This is a genomic window from Shewanella sp. 4_MG-2023, assembly GCF_030548015.1.
Classification (GTDB): Bacteria; Pseudomonadota; Gammaproteobacteria; order Enterobacterales; family Shewanellaceae; genus Shewanella.
On sequence record NZ_JAUORL010000048.1, the window covers coordinates 1 to 18,691 of the forward strand.

The 18,691-nt window shown below is 42.0% G+C and carries 15 protein-coding genes; 7 read left to right on the top strand and 8 right to left on the bottom strand.

Translation table 11 applies throughout. The features are described 5' to 3' along the window. The 6 genes from Q4546_RS18165 to Q4546_RS18190 all read left to right on the top strand — a co-directional run. A partial coding sequence (locus tag Q4546_RS18165) for a hypothetical protein (protein WP_303446790.1) occupies window positions 1-182 on the top strand: 182 nt, incomplete at its 5' end. A 327-nt stretch (window positions 183-509) separates the two neighbouring features. Then, window positions 510-2,165 carry a SulP family inorganic anion transporter gene (locus Q4546_RS18170; RefSeq protein ID WP_303446801.1) on the top strand — a complete coding sequence of 552 codons (1,656 nt, stop codon included), beginning with the start codon at window positions 510-512 and terminating at the stop codon, window positions 2,163-2,165. Between the two features lie 188 nt (window positions 2,166-2,353). Then, window positions 2,354-2,599: a YdcH family protein gene (locus Q4546_RS18175; RefSeq protein WP_102439323.1), complete on the top strand. Its 246-nt coding sequence runs from the start codon at window positions 2,354-2,356 to the stop codon at window positions 2,597-2,599. Window positions 2,600-2,826: 227 nt separating this feature from the next. After that, window positions 2,827-3,276, top strand: coding sequence for a hypothetical protein (locus Q4546_RS18180; protein WP_303446792.1), 450 nt, complete (start codon window positions 2,827-2,829; stop codon window positions 3,274-3,276). Between the two features lie 286 nt (window positions 3,277-3,562). Continuing rightward, window positions 3,563-4,561, top strand: a complete 999-nt coding sequence (locus tag Q4546_RS18185) for a permease (protein ID WP_303446793.1) — start codon at window positions 3,563-3,565, stop codon at window positions 4,559-4,561. 56 nt (window positions 4,562-4,617) lie between these two features. Then, a complete protein-coding gene (locus Q4546_RS18190; protein WP_102520482.1) occupies window positions 4,618-4,848 on the top strand; it encodes a thioredoxin family protein in 231 nt (76 codons plus the stop codon). Between the two features lie 93 nt (window positions 4,849-4,941). Here the strand turns inward: Q4546_RS18190 and Q4546_RS18195 are convergent, their stop codons facing one another. The 6 genes from Q4546_RS18195 to Q4546_RS18220 all read right to left on the bottom strand — a co-directional run bounded on the left by Q4546_RS18195 (window position 4,942) and on the right by Q4546_RS18220 (window position 14,810). Then, on the bottom strand, window positions 4,942-6,129 hold the full coding sequence (locus Q4546_RS18195; RefSeq protein ID WP_303446795.1) for an MFS transporter: 1,188 nt from the start codon (window positions 6,127-6,129) through the stop codon (window positions 4,942-4,944). Between the two features lie 784 nt (window positions 6,130-6,913). After that, complete coding sequence (locus tag Q4546_RS18200) at window positions 6,914-8,530, bottom strand: methyl-accepting chemotaxis protein (RefSeq protein ID WP_198590842.1); 1,617 nt, start codon at window positions 8,528-8,530, stop codon at window positions 6,914-6,916. Window positions 8,531-8,903: 373 nt separating this feature from the next. Beyond that, window positions 8,904-9,332: a twin-arginine translocation signal domain-containing protein gene (locus Q4546_RS18205; RefSeq protein WP_102531462.1), complete on the bottom strand. Its 429-nt coding sequence runs from the start codon at window positions 9,330-9,332 to the stop codon at window positions 8,904-8,906. 1 nt (window position 9,333) lies between these two features. Further along, complete coding sequence (locus Q4546_RS18210) at window positions 9,334-10,782, bottom strand: GMC oxidoreductase (RefSeq protein WP_102531463.1); 1,449 nt, start codon at window positions 10,780-10,782, stop codon at window positions 9,334-9,336. 442 nt (window positions 10,783-11,224) lie between these two features. After that, complete coding sequence (locus Q4546_RS18215) at window positions 11,225-12,715, bottom strand: lytic polysaccharide monooxygenase (RefSeq protein ID WP_303411790.1); 1,491 nt, start codon at window positions 12,713-12,715, stop codon at window positions 11,225-11,227. Between the two features lie 550 nt (window positions 12,716-13,265). After that, complete coding sequence (locus Q4546_RS18220; protein WP_303446799.1) at window positions 13,266-14,810, bottom strand: NAD(P)H-hydrate dehydratase; 1,545 nt, start codon at window positions 14,808-14,810, stop codon at window positions 13,266-13,268. Window positions 14,811-15,072: 262 nt separating this feature from the next. On the opposite strand from Q4546_RS18220, the gene Q4546_RS18225 reads away from it, so the two are divergent. Then, a complete protein-coding gene (locus Q4546_RS18225) occupies window positions 15,073-16,368 on the top strand; it encodes an amidohydrolase family protein (protein WP_303446800.1) in 1,296 nt (431 codons plus the stop codon). A 132-nt stretch (window positions 16,369-16,500) separates the two neighbouring features. On the opposite strand, the gene Q4546_RS18230 is transcribed toward Q4546_RS18225, so the two are convergent. Together Q4546_RS18230 and Q4546_RS18235 are read right to left on the bottom strand one after the other, a co-directional pair. Further along, window positions 16,501-16,806 (bottom strand): hypothetical protein, encoded by a 306-nt coding sequence (locus Q4546_RS18230; RefSeq protein ID WP_241901081.1) that lies wholly within the window; start codon window positions 16,804-16,806, stop codon window positions 16,501-16,503. A 417-nt stretch (window positions 16,807-17,223) separates the two neighbouring features. Further along, window positions 17,224-18,141, bottom strand: coding sequence for an alpha/beta fold hydrolase (locus Q4546_RS18235; RefSeq protein WP_102439312.1), 918 nt, complete (start codon window positions 18,139-18,141; stop codon window positions 17,224-17,226). Window positions 18,142-18,691: the final 550 nt, after the last annotated feature.

Genomic DNA, 18,691 nt, shown 5'->3' on the forward strand with positions numbered 1-18,691 from the left:
ATTCAGTTGCTTATCGATATAAACAACCGGCCTCTTATCTATACAAAACTGTTAAACATTTGCCTCAACAGCTGCGCTATTCAGTTGCTTATCGATATAAACAACCGGCCTCTTATCTATACAAAACTGTTAAACATTTGCCTCAACAGCTGCGCCAACCTGTCGCTTATCGATATAAATAACCGGCCTCTTATCTATACAAAACTGTGAAACATTTGCCTTAACAGCTGCGCTATTCAGCCGCTTGTCGATATAAACAACCGGCCTCTTATCTATATAAAATAGTTAAATATTTGCCTTAACAGCTGCGCTATTCAGCCGCTTGTCGATATAAACAACCGGCCTCTTATCTATATAAACAACTGCCTCTTATCTATACAAAACAGTCAAATATTTGCCTTAACAGCTGCGCCAACCAGTTGCTTATCGATATAAACAACCGCCTCTTATCTATACAAAATAGTTAATTTTTTGATAAAGTTGCGCCAATTATGGTCTAAGAGGTTAGCATTTTGTTTAAGGAACGGTTCAAAGACGTCAATCTTAAAGGCGATTTGTTTGGTGGCGTCACCACAGCCATCATTTCCCTACCCTTGGCACTGGCCTTTGGTGTTGCCTCTGGCGCTGGCGCCGAAGCCGGATTATGGGGCGCGATACTAGTGGGCTTTTTTGCCTCCTTATTTGGCGGCTCATCAAGCTTAATATCTGAACCGACCGGCCCTATGACAGTGATTATGACCGCCATTTTAACCAGCATGGTGGCCAAATACCCTGAATCAGGAATGGCAATATCCTTTACCGTGGTGATGATGGCAGGCGGTTTTCAATTTTTACTCGGCATGCTCAAGCTAGGTAAATACGTCACCTTAATGCCATACAGTGTCATTTCAGGCTTTATGTCAGGCATTGGGGTGATTTTAATCATCTTACAGCTGTCACCATTGTTAGGTCATGCCGCTCCTGCAGGTGGTGTGTTAGGCACCTTATCAGCCCTCCCAGACACCTTAAGCAATATTAAGTTTGCTGAACTATTTTTAGGCTTACTGACTTTAGCGACATTATTTTTGTTTCCTCAGCACTATCGTAAATACGTCCCTGCGCAACTGGTTGCCTTAGTCGCCATCACGTTACTGTCAGTGATTTTATTTGATAGTGACAGCATTCGCCGTATTGGGGTTATTCCTGCTGGGTTACCTTCTTTAGTGATACCGCACATAAATGCGGATATTTTTATTACCATGGTGATTGATGCCTTGGTGTTAGGCACCTTAGGCTGTATCGATACGTTACTCACCGCCGTTATCGGAGACTCATTGACCCGTAAAGAGCACGACTCAGACAAAGAGTTACGGGGTCAGGGCTTGGCTAATATGATTTCAGGTTTATTCGGCGCCCTGCCTGGCGCAGGCGCGACTATGGGTACAGTGACCAATATTCAGGTAGGCGCCCGCTCACCTGTTTCTGGTATGGTTCGCGCGCTAATGCTGGCATTAGTGGTACTTGTGGCTGGCGGCTTAACAGAGCCAATACCTATGGCCGTTTTAGCTGGTATTGCGGTTTATGTGGGCTTTAATATTCTTGATTGGAGCTTCATTCAACGGGCTCACAAAGTCAGTATGCAAGGCATGGCTATTATGTACGGGGTGATGATCTTAACCGTATTTGTCGATTTGATTGTTGCCGTTGGCCTTGGGGTATTTATTTCTAACATTATTATCATTGAACAATTAAGCCAGCAGCAAGCAAGGCAAGTAAAAGCCATTAGTGATGCCGATCAAAACGATGTGCCGCTGACTCAAAGCGAACGCGGCCTGCTGGATCAAGCCAATGGTAAAGTGCTGTTTTTCTATCTGTCAGGGCCAATGATCTTCAGCGTATCAAAAGCGATCTCTCGCCAACATACCAGTGTGAGTGATTATGAAGCGATGATCCTCGATCTTACTGACGTGCCGATGATCGATGTGACTGTTGGGCTAGCGCTAGAAAATGCCATTAAAGATGCCCAAGATGCCCATTGTGAAGTATTTTTATTGTGCCCTAACCTGCAAACCAAAGATCAGCTGCAGAAGTTTCATGTGATTGATTCGCTGCCAACTGAAAACACCTTTTTGTTCCGCTATGAAGCCTTACAGGCGGCCCTTAAACATGTGCAAGCTAACGGCTAGAAATATGAGTAACTGGATGGGTAAGTTAAGATAATAAATAACCCATCCTAACTTACTCAAATAAATCCTATTTTTAGCAAAAATTTCATTAAGATTTGTTAACCAGCTCGCCATTTTTAAACAACATAATGCTATAGTGAACTCAGTTCCAAAATACTGAATTTCTGTTCACCATTTAGGGGTTATCTATGTTAAATGAGAATCACGCACTAATTTTCGACTTTCCAGAATTTAAGCAAGACATTGTTGATTTAACACATAAAGATGAAACATTTCAAAAGCAATCAAAACAATACCACCTACTGGATTATGAAATCCGCCAGTTAGAAATTGATGGCAGCCCAACCGATGACGAACACATGCACCAACTTAAAGTGCAGCGGGCTAATTTAAAAGATGTGCTATTCCAACAGCTAAAAGCCCATCACGACTAATTCGTACCAAACCAGACCCAGCGAAGGGAACGATGCGATAAAACAATCATTCCCTTCACCGCTTGTTCCACTCAGATTTAAACCCATCCTCTCCCACTCTTTTTAGCGCTATTAAAAGCAGCTAAGCGTAAATAGAAAGTCTTCATTAAGCCTTAGCCACTCGCTATTAACCCATTCGTCACTATACTTCTCGGTGTTAATTTTTTAACAACCTAAGAGAGATTAAGATGAAATATATCGTATTAATAATCGGATTATGCAGCTTACTCTTTGCCGTTTCTTCTCAGGCTGAGCTTGAGATTTATAAAGACTATGACATTGGAAAAGAAGTGACTTCAATGACCACGGTGAGGATCGATCCCAACATGGAAGACGTTTACCTAGAAGGCTTAAGAGAAAGTTGGGTTAAAGCGGTACGGTTACAAAAAGAGCTGGGTTATATTAAAGATTGGAAAATTTTTGCCAGTGAATTACCACAAAGTGGCCAATTCAATATGGTGCTAATGGTGATGTTTGAAAATAGTGCCGATTTAGAACCCAATCAGGAAAAGTATAAAAACTTCATGAAAAGTTGGGGCCAAGCCAATCAAGACAATAGCCGTAAAATCACTAAAACTTATCCCAATGTAAGAACCTTAACCGGAGAATACCGATTAAGAGAAATTATCATGAAGTAGAAAAATTAAGTACAATTTAATCATTAACTTAATCCCACTTCACAATATCTAGACCACAGCCTCGCATTAAGGTTTACCCCAAATGCGAGGCTGGTTTTCAGTTTCAAAACCCTTCAGTTATAACTTCTGTAAGCACCAAGCTTAAGTGGTGTTTTAGCTTTATTTAACCGATATTGTGACAAACCTTTACGCTCCAGCCCTTTATGCAAAAGCGAGAGCTAGCGCTTATTTTCATTGCTAAAAATCCGCTATCTTGGCTATAAGACGTTTTTTTGAGCATTAACCTATGTTTCAAATTTTCACTGATTTTGCATCATGGCTAATTTACGATTTATTGGGCTTGTCAGCGCAGACAAAGCTTGGGGATGCACTGCATTTTTTTGTTGAAGACGTAACTAAGATTTTTGCCCTACTGCTGGTGATGATCTACCTCATAGCCTTAATGCGAGCCTCATTAAATGTTGAACGAGTCAGAGACTATTTAGCTGGTAAACCCAAGGGCTTAGGTTACTTGATGGGCTCTGGATTTGGGGTGGTAACACCATTTTGTTCTTGCTCCAGTATTCCGGTATTTCTTGGCTTTACCTCAGCCGGGATCCCCCTTGGGATCACCATGAGCTTTTTGATCACCTCACCGCTAATCAACGAAGTAGCCATCTTGCTACTCATGAGCCTACTGGGGATAAAATTCACCATTTTATATGTCGTGGTTGGCATGAGTGTCGGCATGTTAGGCGGCTTTTTTCTCGATGCAATAAAAGCTGAGCGCTGGCTACAATCTTTTGCCGCTGAAGCCCTCAAACGCGGTCAACAACATAGCACTGCTAATAACCCTGACGATATTCAAACCCAAGCGCTATCAATGTCACAGCGGCATCAATTTGCCAAAACTGAGATGATTGATATTTTTGGTCGAGTATGGAAATGGGTCATTATTGGTGTCGGCCTTGGGGCAGCGCTGCACGGCTTTGTACCCGATGGTTGGATTGAGGCCCATTTAGGCGATGGCCAATGGTGGTCAGTACCTGCTGCAGTACTACTGGGGATCCCGCTGTATTCAAACGCCACCGGGGTAATTCCTGTGATGGAAAGCTTAATTGTTAATGGCCTACCCATAGGCACCACACTGGCATTTTGCATGAGCACCGTTGCTGCCAGCTTCCCAGAATTTATCTTACTAAAACAGGTTATGCAGTGGCGCTTACTGGCAATATTATTCTGCCTGCTATTGGTGGCGTTTACCCTAGTCGGTTGGCTGTTTAATGCCTTTACGCCATTTTTATGATTTTACTGATGTAAAAAACATCGGTGATTTAACAGCTCAATAAATAAGGATTTATCATGAGAACCATTAAAATATTAGGCTCCGGCTGTAAAAAGTGTCTTGAGACAGCAGAACTTGCCCAAGCAGTTGCCGATGAAAAAGCCGTTACTGTCACAATAGAGAAAGTCACCGACATGGCACAAATTATGGCTTATGGTGTAATGAGCACACCTGCTGTGGTGGTGGATGAAAAAGTGGTTCATAAAGGCAGTAAACCCACTAAAGAGCAACTGGCGAGCTGGCTATAGCCAATCAAAGTGTCGGGGTAACTAACACTATAAAAAGCCTAAATAACCAATCCCATTAGGCTCAATAGGATTGGTTATAAAAACCTTTGGCAACTAACCTGCGATAGGTTTATGGCCAGATGGTAGTGTTTCAGCACTCTTAAATAACATATACACGCAGGTGGAAAACAAGCAGACACCTAAATAAATAATTAATCCGTTGCCGACATCGGTAAATGTGGTCGCCAATAATGGCCCTAATACTGAGCCTACGCTGTAACACAGCAACATCACTTCAGTCGCTGAAACCATTTTCTCTTGGGGCAAATTATCACAAGCCAGCGTTATCGCTATTGGATATAGAGCAAAACTCGCAGCACCTAGGCATAGTAAACTTAGCCCCATCATGACTAAACTGGTTGACTCCAGTATGCCTAACACTGCAACGCAGCCAACAAGACAAATAATTGCCATAAGTAAACTTTTACTCATGCGAGTCGACATGCTGCCTGCAATCGGCTGCACCGCCATGCCACCCACAATGACTATTGCCATCAATAGCCCTGTATAGTCAGCATAAGCACCTGATAGACTGATATATAGCGGCATTAATCCATAAATTGGTCCCAGTAATAGTCCAGACACCATACATCCGATGATCGCTGGCCGGCTCAAATGACGAATGTCTCTGCGGTTAAGGCGCTGCTGCTGATGACTACGAGGCTGACCATGTCGAATAAGCACTGGTGCCAAAGTGGCTAAAAACAACAACGCTAATACAAACAGATAAGGCGTAATGCCTTCAGTACCGAATACAGAAATAGCCAGCTGTCCAGCGGCGCTACCTCCGTAAAGTGCCGCCATGTAAAGACCGAGACGTTTAGCACGCTTTTTAGGGCAATTGGACATCAAAAGCCAAGACTCCACCACCACAAAGATGCCTGCAACCGCCAGTCCAGCGATAAATCGCGCTGCAAGCCAGCTGATCTGATGAGGTAGCAGTATCATTGTTACCACCGTTAATGCCAGCAGACATAAAAAAACGATAAATGCGCGCCGATGACCAAGTCGCTTAATCACCTTTTGAATACAAGTAGCACCTAATAAAAGACCAAAATAAAACACACTTGCAAGCCAAGGAGTTAACGATGGACTAAGGCCAAAGTATGGTAAAGATAATGGTACTAGGCTCATTAAAAAGCCTGAAGCGATAGCGAAAAAACTTAAACCAATAACTGGTGTAACAATGGAGTTTTCACCACTGTCATGAGTAAATATGGACAATTTGAGGATACTTAACATGAAATTTAACGTGCTTGCGCATACTTGTCGGCTAAAGGCTTACTTATACCCAAAGACTATTTGCGGCGAATGTAATACTGAAGCAGAAATAAGTAAAGTAAAATCTGCTACAGCTCGTTTAATGGCCAACAAATTGTCAAATTTTGCTTTAAAGGTCATATTTTGTGGTTATTTCGAACGAAATAAAAAGGAAGTGATATTACTGTCAGCCTAAAAAATCGTTAATTAATATTGGCTAAAATACAGTTTAAAGCTAACAAAACAGCTAATAAACACTATTTAAGCTATGGTTTTTAGCACTTATAGGCAGATATAACATGAATGATGCAAAAACTAGAATTAAAGGGGCTAAATATAAAGCAAAGGAGTTTTAGCAAAAAAATTTTGAGGCATATGTTAGCGGTACATGCGAGCCAAATAGCAATCGAGAAAGCTTGTTAAGAAATACGTCTTAGAATTATTAATGAGCCTCAAATCTAAAAACCATTAAATGAAACTAATGCTGCACTTTGAAGGGGGCTTGAAGCCTCCTACAGATGAACAACAAACCCAGCAGTATTCTAGCGCAGAATTTTACATCAGCTTATTGATATAAGATAACTTGAATCACTTGGTATTGATGAAAAAACCTAAGGGAATGGGTCTATCTCCCTTAGGCCTCTATCACTATGCTTAAAACACAATGCTTATAACATAATGCTCATAACACAACATTAGCCTCTAAATAACGGATGTTTTAGTGGCAAAACTGTCACATTGACTCTAGCTTGTTTAAAATAATTCACTAACTTGTCTTGAATTGACCAATTTGTTCTCTTAATTGCTGTGACAAATGATTAACCTGCACACTGGCACTATGTGATTGGTCGGCATTGCTGGCCGTTAATCTGGCTTCATCACTAATATTGACAATATTACGATTAATTTCATCACTGACCGCGGTTTGCTCTTCTGCTGCTGTGGCGATTTGGGTGGCCATATTAGAAATCATCGCCACCGATTCGGTAATTTTAGCTAAGGCCTCACCCGCTTGTGCTGCCTGAACAGTGCTTTTATCGGCTTGCTCACGGCTTGAGTCCATTACCGATACCGCATCTTTAACACCGGTTTGTAACTGTCCAATCATTTGCTGAATTTGATTAGTTGAATCTTGAGTTCGTTTAGACAAGGTTCTGACCTCGTCTGCCACTACCGCAAAGCCACGGCCGTGCTCGCCCGCGCGGGCAGCTTCGATGGCGGCATTGAGTGCCAGTAAGTTAGTTTGCTCTGAAATACTGCGGATCACATCTAAAATGCTACCTATATTATCGGCATCGTTTTGTAATTTTTGTAACGCATTGGCAGCTTGTTCAACCCCGCCAGAGAGGTTATCGATCGAAGCGATCGTTTGCTGAACTATCATGTCACCATGGACCGCTTGGGTATCAGAATCTTTAGCTGCTTGCGCCGCTAGTTCGGCATTATTAGCTACTTCCACCACGGTTGCTTGCATTTGATTCATCGCTGTAGCAACTTGTTCGGTTTCACCTTGTAAGCGCTGCATGCCCGCTAAGGTTTCGTTACTGGCCGATTTAAGCTGCACACTTGCCGTACCTAACTGCTGAGTATTACCATTGAAATCAATAATTAACTCACGAATATTACCTACAAATACATTAAAGTTGCCAGCGACCTGATTAATTTCGCTATTACCACTGTCATCTAGCGCCACGGTAAGATCTTTAGAGCCTGAAGCCACATTACTCATGGAATTATCTAAAGCGTTAAGCGGAGTGAAAATATTGCGGTAAAGGGCTGACAAAATAATGATAATAAACACACCAATGCCAATACTGCCCCACAATTGCACACTGGCAGCTTGCATGGTGGAATTTAGGGTTTCTTGTACCGCAACAGTAAATTTACCATCTAACTCTTGGGCTAATTCATCTAAATTATCAGCTAACTCTGACGATGCTTGGTCAAAGCCACCAGCACCTTTCATCAGTAAATTACCAGCATCGGTCCCCTGAGTTAGGTAAGCATCTGCCATATTCACACCAGATTCATGCAATTGATTAATTTGACGTTTAATCGATTGGGCTCTTGCAGTATATTCCGGTGCCGAACTGATAAGTTTATCCATATTTGCTTGAGCGGCATGCAAACTTGCTAACGCTTCGGCTTTGGCTTCATCACTTTTTGTTGCGCCAACATCGGTTAAAAACTGCTGAATTTGTACAACATCATAGCGAGTATCTTTTAAAGCAAAAATAGTATTAACCTGTTTTTCTTCATTTAACACACTTTCATAAATAGAAGATTGCTGGGCATTGCTCACCCAAACTAAAACGATTAAAGCCAATAATGATAACGAAATTGTAATTTGAAGCATTCTCTTAATTGAGACATCAATACTCATATAACTACCTTTAAAGATTAAGCCTACTTTAAAATATAAATCGGAGGAATTAGCTTAAATTCACCGTGATTAATGACCTGAATATCAAGTTATTTCAGTTGTCAGTATGGGGTTTGGCGAGTGGTTATTACTCTTAAACAGCCTTTATTGAGCATTAAAGTACTTAATAACATGACTCAATAACATTGGCCTCTAATATTCGTGTAGTACACGATTAGACCTGTATATAGACATCGACTTATTGAGGGAAAACTTTAATGGAGATTTTGCAAGATAATGACCTTTGGCTTAACAAGTTTCACTTGTTAAAGTCAAAGGCCACTATTTTATGAAAGGCATAACTGACAGGGTATTATGGTTTTATCAACAGCAATCAACCGACGTCAAAGCGGGCAAAGGGATTATAACAAGGCCGATTAGCGCCGTAGTATTGCAGCGCCTCTGTGGCAGGGTTACTGACTTGGAAATAATTGGTCGACATCATAAAATCAGTGACTAATTTTCGCTCATACTTATCAATCCAAATAGCACGCTTTTTAACAACCAAATCAAACATTGAAGATTGATCTAATATAATAATGGCACGCAGCTTCATCTCACCATATTCAGCGGTAAAATGATCACAAAACAATTGCAGGTTTTCATCGCTAATATTTAGCTTACCCAGTAAACGATCAAGGCTAGAAACGATAAAATTTTGGGTATTTAATGTATGCACTCCATAAAATACCGCCCCACCCAGCCCTGCGCCAACCGCTGCAACTTTAAGAAACGAGCGTCGAGAAAGACTAGTACCACTCATATTAAACCCCCATTCTCGCTGCGCGCACTGCTAATGCTGCAGCCGTTAAGCTAGGATTAGCACAAGAACAGCTTGGAAATACTGATGTGCCCACCACAAATAAGTTTCGGTATTGATGATGAATAAGGTTTGCATCTACCACTGAGCCATCATCAATGTTGCCCATCCTCAAGGTGCCCTGTAAATGTGATTCAGTCGGCCGCCAGCCACGAAAATGAATCGCTTCCACAGGTAATGCATCAAGTACCTTAGGTAATTGCGCTAAAGCCTGCTCAATACCCTTTTTGGCGTACTCAGATTCTCCGGTATAGCTCACTACCGCCTGCCCTGTAGTAGCATCAATAGTGACATTATTGGATTTTTGGGGGAGATCTTCAGCGACAATGACTAATGGCAGGGTTTCTCGCCAGCGACCCACTTCTTTTCTAAAGCCATAAGGCCAACGGTTTTCAAAGTAAATCAAACAAGAAGCGTGATCTTTTCTAAACTCGCCATCATACAAGGCATAATTGAGCCCTGTGGTAATAGTGCTGCCATCAAAGTTCTCTAAACCGTCTAAATACACCTCTACTTTTATCCCAATTTGCTCGTGTAGCCCTAGGCCCGTGTCACCAAAATCCATTTTCGATCGTAGCAATATCGCAGGGCTTTGTATGGCGTTGGCGCCTAAAACAAACTTGTCGGCGCTGACGGTATATTCTTGATTGTTGTTGATAAAAACCACGCTAGAAACCGCGCTATCACTGTGCTGCATATGCCTTACTTCAGAGTTTAAACAGGTATGCACTCTTGGGTCCGAATACACCTGCTGAAAACCATTATGCACAGTAAATTTGGCCTGAATGGGACATAAATTACATTTGGCATTAGAGCAGCAGGCCGCCCGTGTATCAGTTGACACCCTTGCTCTGGCCGTTGGCATGATAAAGTGGCTGTCCATATTGGCATTTTTCATAATGCGATCAATGGCAGTGGGTCTATGGGGCGGCTGGGGATAAGGTTTTGAGCGAGGAAACATGCTTTGCATATCAGGGTCGCCTGACACCGACATAATGCTTTCGACATCACAATAATAAGGCTCAAGATCGTCATAGGAAATCGGCCAGTCATTGCCGACCCCATACAAAGAGGCGGTTTTAAAATCTGCAGGATGAAATCGAGGGGTTTGGGCAAACCAGCAATTCATTCCACCACCAAAACCAATGGTGCAATTCCATTCTTTTTCAGATGCAGTTTTAAAGGTATCAGTAGTGTTTATTGGCGAGTTACGATTTTGTTTCAATTGCCAATTCCACGATTTATAATCGCCCCATTCCAGCACGAGGATATTACCGTTAATTTTTTTTAACGCTTCAAGTAAAAAAAATGAAGCTCCAAAGCCAGAACCAATAATTATTAATTCATACTTTTGCTGTGAAGCTTGTTCGGCGCTGACAATATTTAAATTCATCGTTATGGAATTCCTTTTCGCTGGTCGCTAACATGAGACCGTTAAATTTAATCCTTAAATACGGCCATTAAATACGGCCTTTATTTTTAGTTAATTAAATATGGTATCCCCGATACCTTCATATTCAGCAACTAGATAACGATTCAATCATTCAAAACATCTTGATATAATTCATTGTATATAAAAACAATACAAGCGTTTTCCCCACCAAAATACGAATTTCAGTAGTAAGTTCTAGTTAATGGCCGCAGTCCTTTATCTACCATCACACCTATTCGATTAACTAAATCGATATTCATTAGAGTAAAACATCAACAAGTTTATAAAGCGCATTGGGCCACATCATATTTTAGTTATAGCATAAAAAACGGCCAATCAATGATTGGCCGTTAGGGTTTACTGCGATTATGTTTAAAACCTTAGCAAACAAGCATGAGGGCTATTAACGCCACACGCCCCACTCACCTGTAGTACCAGGCTCTTCACCTTGAGTCCACCACTGAGCAGTCCACTCTTGGTTATTATGCATCACCTTTTCACCGCCATTATAAACAGCAGATGCACTCCATTGCTCTCCAGGCAATGGCTCAGGGCTTGGTCCTGGTTCTACGTCAGTTGGGGTAATAGTAAAACTATAAACCGTTTTATCTTCTTCGCCTTGACCTGAAACAGTAAGCTCAAAACTGACTTCTTGGGCGACATTCTCAAGCAAAACAGTGTTGATAATTAGCTCATCATTTTGACCAATAGCGGTTTCAATCGGCAAACCTGCCACTTGCACCCAAGAGATTTGTTCAATATCGCCTTTGCTGCTTGCTGGCGTTAATACCACGTACTCACCATGGGTAACGCTAGCGTTAGTAATTTCTTTTAACACTGTTGGCGTAATCACAGCTTCAACAAACTCATTGTTTGCTGTGATACTGAACTCTCCATAAGCCTGTCCATTACTGGCATTAAAGAAGTTATTATGTAGCTCATTTCTGAAATACATATAGTGATTCATTTCTGCATGCCAGCGACCAATAAACACGTTACCGCTATATTGAGTCTCGTAATAACCGTTGACTTGTGAGGCTAATAAGCGATCCCAATCGAGTTGATTGTCAGCGGTAATTTCTAACGAAAAGCTAGAGTGAATATCACCATTGTCACTAAAGACTTTATAATTAACCGACTCACCAAGCTGAGGGGTATTAAGGCTGATATCAGCAGGAATAAAGGCATCGCCTTGCTCTAAGTATGGCTCGCTTGGTACAGGCTCAACCGGTGAATCACCTGAAATGGTAATGTCACTACAGTTATAGAATCCTTCACCAACGGTGTCATCTCGCTGCCAGCGAGTAAACAAAATCGCATCACCTGAGCGATCGGCTGGGATCGCAATGTCCATGCGGTATTTTTTATCGGCATCCACAGCAACATTGCCGTACTCTTGGATTAACTCTAAGTCATCCCATTTAAGTGGCTTAGACACATCAACACCAGGCTTGGTTAAATAAAACTGCCAGAATGAAGGGTTGTGAGGCGCGGTTGCATTAAACACGTACTCAAAAGTGCCTGTTGGTAACTCAGTGCGGGTCCACTGTGAATGCTCAGCACCCATACCGCTTTTTTGCGCATCATTGGCATAACATAAACTGCCATCAGGGATAGCCGCTTTTACCACTTCCATATCATTGTATGTCGGTGCAGGAATATTAATGGCAAATTCATTACGCTGAATAAATGGATAAGTACCAGAAATCGCTTTGGCTTGTGCACAAGCCGCATTAGGTGGTGTGCCACTCCACAAGCCACCTTGCTCGTAACAAATTGATTGTCTTGCTTCAGGAAATTCAGCCCAACCATGGGCATGAGCACTTTGATTAGGTATTAAGATGTACATTGCTGACACAGCAGCGACGGCACCGAAAAACTTATTGGTTTTCATGTAAATATCTCTAGTTATGACGTAAAAGAAGACTGCAGACTCAAGGGCGATAATGGATGAATATAAATAACCAACAGTGGTCTGTTCGCGCTACATCATAATTAAAAAAAACCATAAGACAACAGAGCCAATAAAACGACAGCACGTCAAAAAAACTATTATTTACAGCAATATAGACTCAAGATTAAAACGAGTTAACAAATTTAATAAATATTTGACTTGTCATATAATTGACGATAGGGAGCGTAGAAATAATCAACAGCTGCCGCCAATCACCCACAAACACTTATATGGCTTAGTTAAGCCAGTGTTTTACAATATCGTCTTAGCATCAATTTATAATGTATTAGGTTCGCGCCTTTAGTCACAGACAACTAGCGTCAAATAATTGATCTTTGAATGTTAAGATTATTGGTGGCCAATTAGGTACTCATCCGACCACTTCTATTTGCATCCAAATGCATATTTATTCAGCATTAGAATTTGTTTAGACAGCCTAAGTTCACAGCGCTACAGCAAATAAATACTAAAACCACTACGCTATTGTGAGTTAATGACGGCCTAATTTCAGCTGCTGGCAAATATCACTGGCCAGTACCACTCGCTGAGTTTGGCCAAGTTGATGGCCTAGTGTGGCATGCCAGTTCACCCCTGTAATAGCCGCATCAACCGCCGATAGCCCTTGGGCGATAAGTGCAGCAATAATACCTGCTAAGCAATCGCCCATGCCCGGTGTGGCCATAGCTGCTGAGCCAGAATGGCAAAAATTGACTCCACCTTGATGGGCGACTAGTGTGCCAGCCCCTTTTAATACCACGACTGCTTGATATTTTTTATGTAGTGCCAGCGCAGCGGCAACGCGATCGTTTGTAACTTCAGTGGCAGATATGCCCAACAAGCCAGCGGCCTCTGCCTCATGGGGAGTTAGCACCCAAGGCGTTACCGTTTGCTGATGCTTTGCCAAATAACGCAGCGCATCCGCATCTAACACCCCGAGGCTGCGTTTATTATCAACGCCAGAGTTGGGTTGAAGGGTTAATAGCGTTTGCATGATTTGCTGAGCTTGCGGCCCGCGGCCAAGACCTGGGCCCACCACCAGCACGGCGTGTTGCTTTAAGGTGTTTTCGGTACTATCAGAAAACATAATCTCAGGAGATTGGCTTAAGCAGGCGACAAAATGGCTTGGCTCACACTGTAAAAATACCCGCCCAGCGCCAGCATTTAAGGCTGCGCGGCTAGCAATAATGCCAGCGCCAGCCATATTGCCAAGACCTGCAATAACGCTGACATTACCATGATAACTTTTATGGGTATTACCCCTGCGTGATGGCAGCATATTTACCCTTGGATCGTAGCGCCAATTCTCTTTTGTTGTACCAGCAATAGGCTCAAGCCCTAAAGAGTCTAACGACAGTGCCCCACAAGATGCTGGCCCATATGCAGTGAGTTGCCCCGGCTTATAAGCAATAAAGCTATGGGTGGCAGTGGCATTAACGCAAATCGGCTCAGGCTGGCCGCTATCGGCATTTAAACCGCTGGGCACATCAACCGCGTAAACCTGCTCAGCACTCTGATTAATGTCATCAATAACCTTTATCGCCGCAGCAGATAGTGTTCGGGTTAAACCACTGCCAAATAGCGCATCAATAATGATCGGATAAGATGCGCTAGGTTTAGTGGTATGAACACTACCACCAGCCGCTAAAAATTCATTCATGGCTTGCTGCGCATCGATGCCCGCTTTGGGCGCGCCAAAAGGCGCATAAACCACGACCTTTTTACCCTGTTGCAGTAATAATTTGGCAATGTAATAACCGTCACCACCATTGTTGCCCTGACCCACAACCACCAATATTGCTTGCGATGTATTAAAAGCGCTGCCAAAGCGCTGCACAAAACTGCTAGCTGCCTTAACCATTAAGGGCCAAGTACTATTGTTATGGCTTGATGCCCAATACTGCTCGGCGTCTCTTACTGCCTGCGCTGATAACACCACAGCGCTTTTTTCAAAGTGATCCGCTAAATGATCCTCTAAGTGATCGTTTAAATGATCTTTTACCTGAGCCATTAAGTCATTGTCAGAAAGAGTGGCCATATAAACCTTACCTTGAATACGAAAGCTAGTATTAACTATACAAGAAGTATGGCAGCACAAAACTACTGCACACGCGATTAGGCAGATATTTGCCATCAATATAAAGCGGGGGGTGGCAATAACTATCAACAATAGATGTGGCAATAATTTTCTACATTAGTCATTACAATTCAATCGCCTTAAGCATTAACACTAGCTTAACAATTGTCGTATGATGGTTTGTACGCTTACTTAAACCACAATAAATAGGAAAACCACGCAGATGGTAAAGCCAAATAAACAATTAAAGGGTCTAACAAAATTCAGCTTAGCAGTGGCAATCTCGATGGCGCTAAGCCTGCCTGCACTGGCACAACAAACCTTATTAATCGCTGATGCATACGTCGATGTAGTAAAAGGTAAAACCATTAATGACGTGGCCATTGTCATTAATGGCAATCAAATAACCCAAGTCACCCAACAAGCCAAAATCCCTACAGATAATGATTACAAGCTTATCGATTTAAGCGGTAAAACCTTACTTCCTGGGGTGATGGATATGCATGTTCACCTTAGCGGTGATGCCGAGGATAACTTTTTAGCCTCACAAAATTATTCAATTCCACGCCAAACCGTTAAAGCGGTTAAAAATGCCGAAAAAACCTTAATGGCAGGCTTTACCACGGTGCGGGACTTAGGCGCTTCGGGTTACGCCGTTATTGCCACCCGCGACGGCATTAATGCCGGTGAAATTGCAGGGCCAAGAATTTGGGCTGTTGGCCATCCGATTAGTATTACAGGCGGGCATTGCGACGATAACTTTTCATCCCCAGAAAAAAAATCAAAATCGCAAGGGGTCGCTGATGGACCTTGGGCTGTGCGCGCTAAAGTGCGTGAAAACATCAAGTATGGCGCTAATGCGATTAAAGTGTGTGCCACGGGCGGGGTATTTTCTAAGGGCACTAAAGTCGGCGTGCAGCAGTTAACCTATGAAGAAATAAAATCAGCCGTTGATGAAGCCCACATGCGTGGCTTAGTGGTTGCCTCCCATGCCCATGGCACTAGCGGTATTAAAGCATCGATCAGAGCGGGCGTCGATAGTATCGAACATTGTAGTTTCATGGATAAAGAAGCAATAAAAATGGCTGTAAAGGCTGGTACTTACCTTTCTTGTGATATCTACAACACTGAATACACCCTCGCCTATGGCGCAGCTAATGGTGTACCTGAAGCAAACATCAATAAAGAAAAGTTAGTATCCCAAGCCCAGCGAGATAGCTTTAGAGCAGCGGTAAAAGCTGGTGCTAAAATGGTATTTGGCTCAGATGCGGCAATTTACCCCCATGGTGATAACGGTAAGCAGTTCTCACGTATGGTGACATTTGGTATGACCCCAGCCCAAGCCTTACAAGCTGCGACCATCAATAGCGCCGCTTTACTCAAGCAAGACAACCTCGGGCAGATTAAAGCAGGTTTTTTAGCTGACATTATCGCCGTTGATGGCGATCCGCTCAGCAATATCAGCTTAATGGAAAACGTGACCTTTGTGATGAAAGACGGTCAAGTCTATAAGCAGTAAGCCAGTAAGGTTTAGCTAATAAAGCCAAATGACTCGCTAGAAACAACAAAGCCTTGATAGTGTTTGCTATCAAGGCTTTTTAATATGTAAAAATAAGGCTGATTTAAGCCTTACTTTAGCTTACTAGTTGATTTAGTTAACCCACTGCATTAACTCTGCAGCCGTTCTCAATGCATACTGGCGTTTAACCAAGTTACCAGCGGGATCAAACAATAGCACTTCAGCAGGGCTAGCACGGTATTTGGCAATCAATTGATCACCCTCTGGGGTGCCTATTCTGGCGATCAAAAAAAACGCTTGCTCACTAATCTGATCGCGAGCCTCATTCATTTGTTCAGTTTGGCTATTGCTCACCGCAAGGTTGGGATCATAAACAAATACAAATGCAGGCTTACCTGTGCCAATTTGTTCATGGGTGGTTTTAAACCCTTTGGGCATGACATTAAACACCACCGCAAACAATATCACTATGGATACAATAACGCCGAGAGTCACCCAAGGCTTACGGCTAGACGAGTTTGAACTGTGATTATCTTTGATAATAAAACCCTCTTTAAGTGTTCAATTCATGACAATAATTTTATCGTCTCACATTGTAATCAACTTAACTGAGTTTTATCTTAAAACGAAATTACGCTTTTAAAGCGCGGTCACAAGGTTAACTAAAACGCTGATATAAAGCCGCAAGATCCCAGCTGCACGTTTTAACAAAATTTAAATCCACCTAAGTATCAGCATCGACGCAGGCTAAATGCTAAAAAAGGGGATACTCTCAACAAGTATCCCCTTTCTTAACACAGTGACTAAGTTACTGGCGCTATCGGCTTAGTGATAGCTAACCAATTACTATTATTTTTAATTAGCACGTATCCAATCATCGACAGTTTGATTCACTAAGTCAGCAGAAGACTCCATAAACCAGTGACCGCCCGGTACCACTTCAACCTGACCCTTATTCAAATCGACAACCTGTTGCAACCACTCTTTACCATGGAACCACACATTCTTATCTTTGCCATAGATGAAAAGAAAAGGCGTGCCAAAATCTTCCACCGCAACACGTTGGGGTAAATCTTTTGATAAAATAGCGTTCCATAAATGCCAGTATGGGTAAGTCATACGCGCATCAGAACGTAAATTAGCCACTTTTTTATTCGCGTCTACATTCTGTTCAAGTTTTAATATGTTTTCCGCAGTAAAAAGCGTTAATTTTTCACCGAGAAATTCAGGTAAAACCCAAGCAAGCGCAAGGGCAAAGGTGTATTTAACATTAATGCTTGGTGATTTTTCGTTACCATAGCTGCCAATGTCTAAAAGAATAAGTCTGTCGACCAAGTCATTTTGCGCAAGATAATGTGAAGCATAAGACGCGCCCCAGTCATGAGCGAGTACAGTCACTTTATCTCTATCTAAACTTTCGATAAAGGCATCCATAATCATGCGAATTTGCTGAATATTGTAATCGGGTCTTTGGCCATTATCTTCTAGCTCGAACCCCGGCAAAGTAAATCGAGCAATCCGATAGTCTTGCTTTAAATATTCAACTTGCTTGTCCCACAGCTCTAAACTATCAGGATAACCGTGGATCATGACTATGGTCTCTTCACCCTCACCATCCATTTTTACTTCAAGGTTTTTTACTATCGTAGGTAGTTGTTGCTGAAATTCATCATCTGGCATCGGGCCTGTAAAAACAAATGTGCCTGCGAGATACAGAATGGGAGAAAGTACAACCAGTACGATCACTAAGATCCTAATTATTATTTTTTTCATACATATCCATTTTTATGTTGAAGTACATCTACAAACACCCTGCTGGCGTTTGCGCTTTTATCAATTAATACCGTTAAAAATTTTTATACCGAGTTAAATGCATCAGCAATTGCTGACAGATACCGCAGCGCTAACTAAACATAGCTATTCGCAGCCAAGATCTAGTGTATTTTTAAGCTGATTAATCAGTAACGCGGTTACATCCCATACAAATTAGAATAATAACTCTAATTTTATGAAGATGAAAAGAACTATCGACAATTATGTAAATACTGTAAGAAAACTAAATGCACAAGGCGTTCGCCTATCAGGCTTTTTACTGTTATTTCATGCGTTTGATCGTTTTTAGGGCGATTTATAAGAAGAAGTTATTACACAGTTTGCCGATGCCCAACATATTGGGTGGCATAAGCGCATAAGCGCGGACTCAGCAATCTCGATTTAGTCAGCTAAAAAACCTATTTTGATAGGCTATGCTAAATGCTAAATGCTAAATGCTAAATGCTAAATGCTAAATGCTAAATGCTAAATGCTAAATGCTAAATGCTAA

Bases quoted from the DNA above. Each gene is read 5' to 3' on its own strand.
- Q4546_RS18225 (WP_303446800.1), top strand. From the start codon at position 15,073: ATGGTAAAGCCAAATAAACAATTAAAGGGTCTAACAAAATTCAGCTTA.
- Q4546_RS18210 (WP_102531463.1), bottom strand. From the start codon at position 10,782: ATGAATTTAAATATTGTCAGCGCCGAACAAGCTTCACAGCAAAAGTAT.
- Q4546_RS18230 (WP_241901081.1), bottom strand. From the start codon at position 16,806: ATGCCCAAAGGGTTTAAAACCACCCATGAACAAATTGGCACAGGTAAG.
- Q4546_RS18205 (WP_102531462.1), bottom strand. From the start codon at position 9,332: ATGAGTGGTACTAGTCTTTCTCGACGCTCGTTTCTTAAAGTTGCAGCG.
- Q4546_RS18190 (WP_102520482.1), top strand. From the start codon at position 4,618: ATGAGAACCATTAAAATATTAGGCTCCGGCTGTAAAAAGTGTCTTGAG.
- Q4546_RS18185 (WP_303446793.1), top strand. From the start codon at position 3,563: ATGTTTCAAATTTTCACTGATTTTGCATCATGGCTAATTTACGATTTA.
- Q4546_RS18200 (WP_198590842.1), bottom strand. From the start codon at position 8,530: ATGAGTATTGATGTCTCAATTAAGAGAATGCTTCAAATTACAATTTCG.
- Q4546_RS18175 (WP_102439323.1), top strand. From the start codon at position 2,354: ATGTTAAATGAGAATCACGCACTAATTTTCGACTTTCCAGAATTTAAG.
- Q4546_RS18195 (WP_303446795.1), bottom strand. From the start codon at position 6,129: ATGTTAAGTATCCTCAAATTGTCCATATTTACTCATGACAGTGGTGAA.
- Q4546_RS18215 (WP_303411790.1), bottom strand. From the start codon at position 12,715: ATGAAAACCAATAAGTTTTTCGGTGCCGTCGCTGCTGTGTCAGCAATG.
- Q4546_RS18220 (WP_303446799.1), bottom strand. From the start codon at position 14,810: ATGGCCACTCTTTCTGACAATGACTTAATGGCTCAGGTAAAAGATCAT.
- Q4546_RS18180 (WP_303446792.1), top strand. From the start codon at position 2,827: ATGAAATATATCGTATTAATAATCGGATTATGCAGCTTACTCTTTGCC.
- Q4546_RS18235 (WP_102439312.1), bottom strand. From the start codon at position 18,141: ATGAAAAAAATAATAATTAGGATCTTAGTGATCGTACTGGTTGTACTT.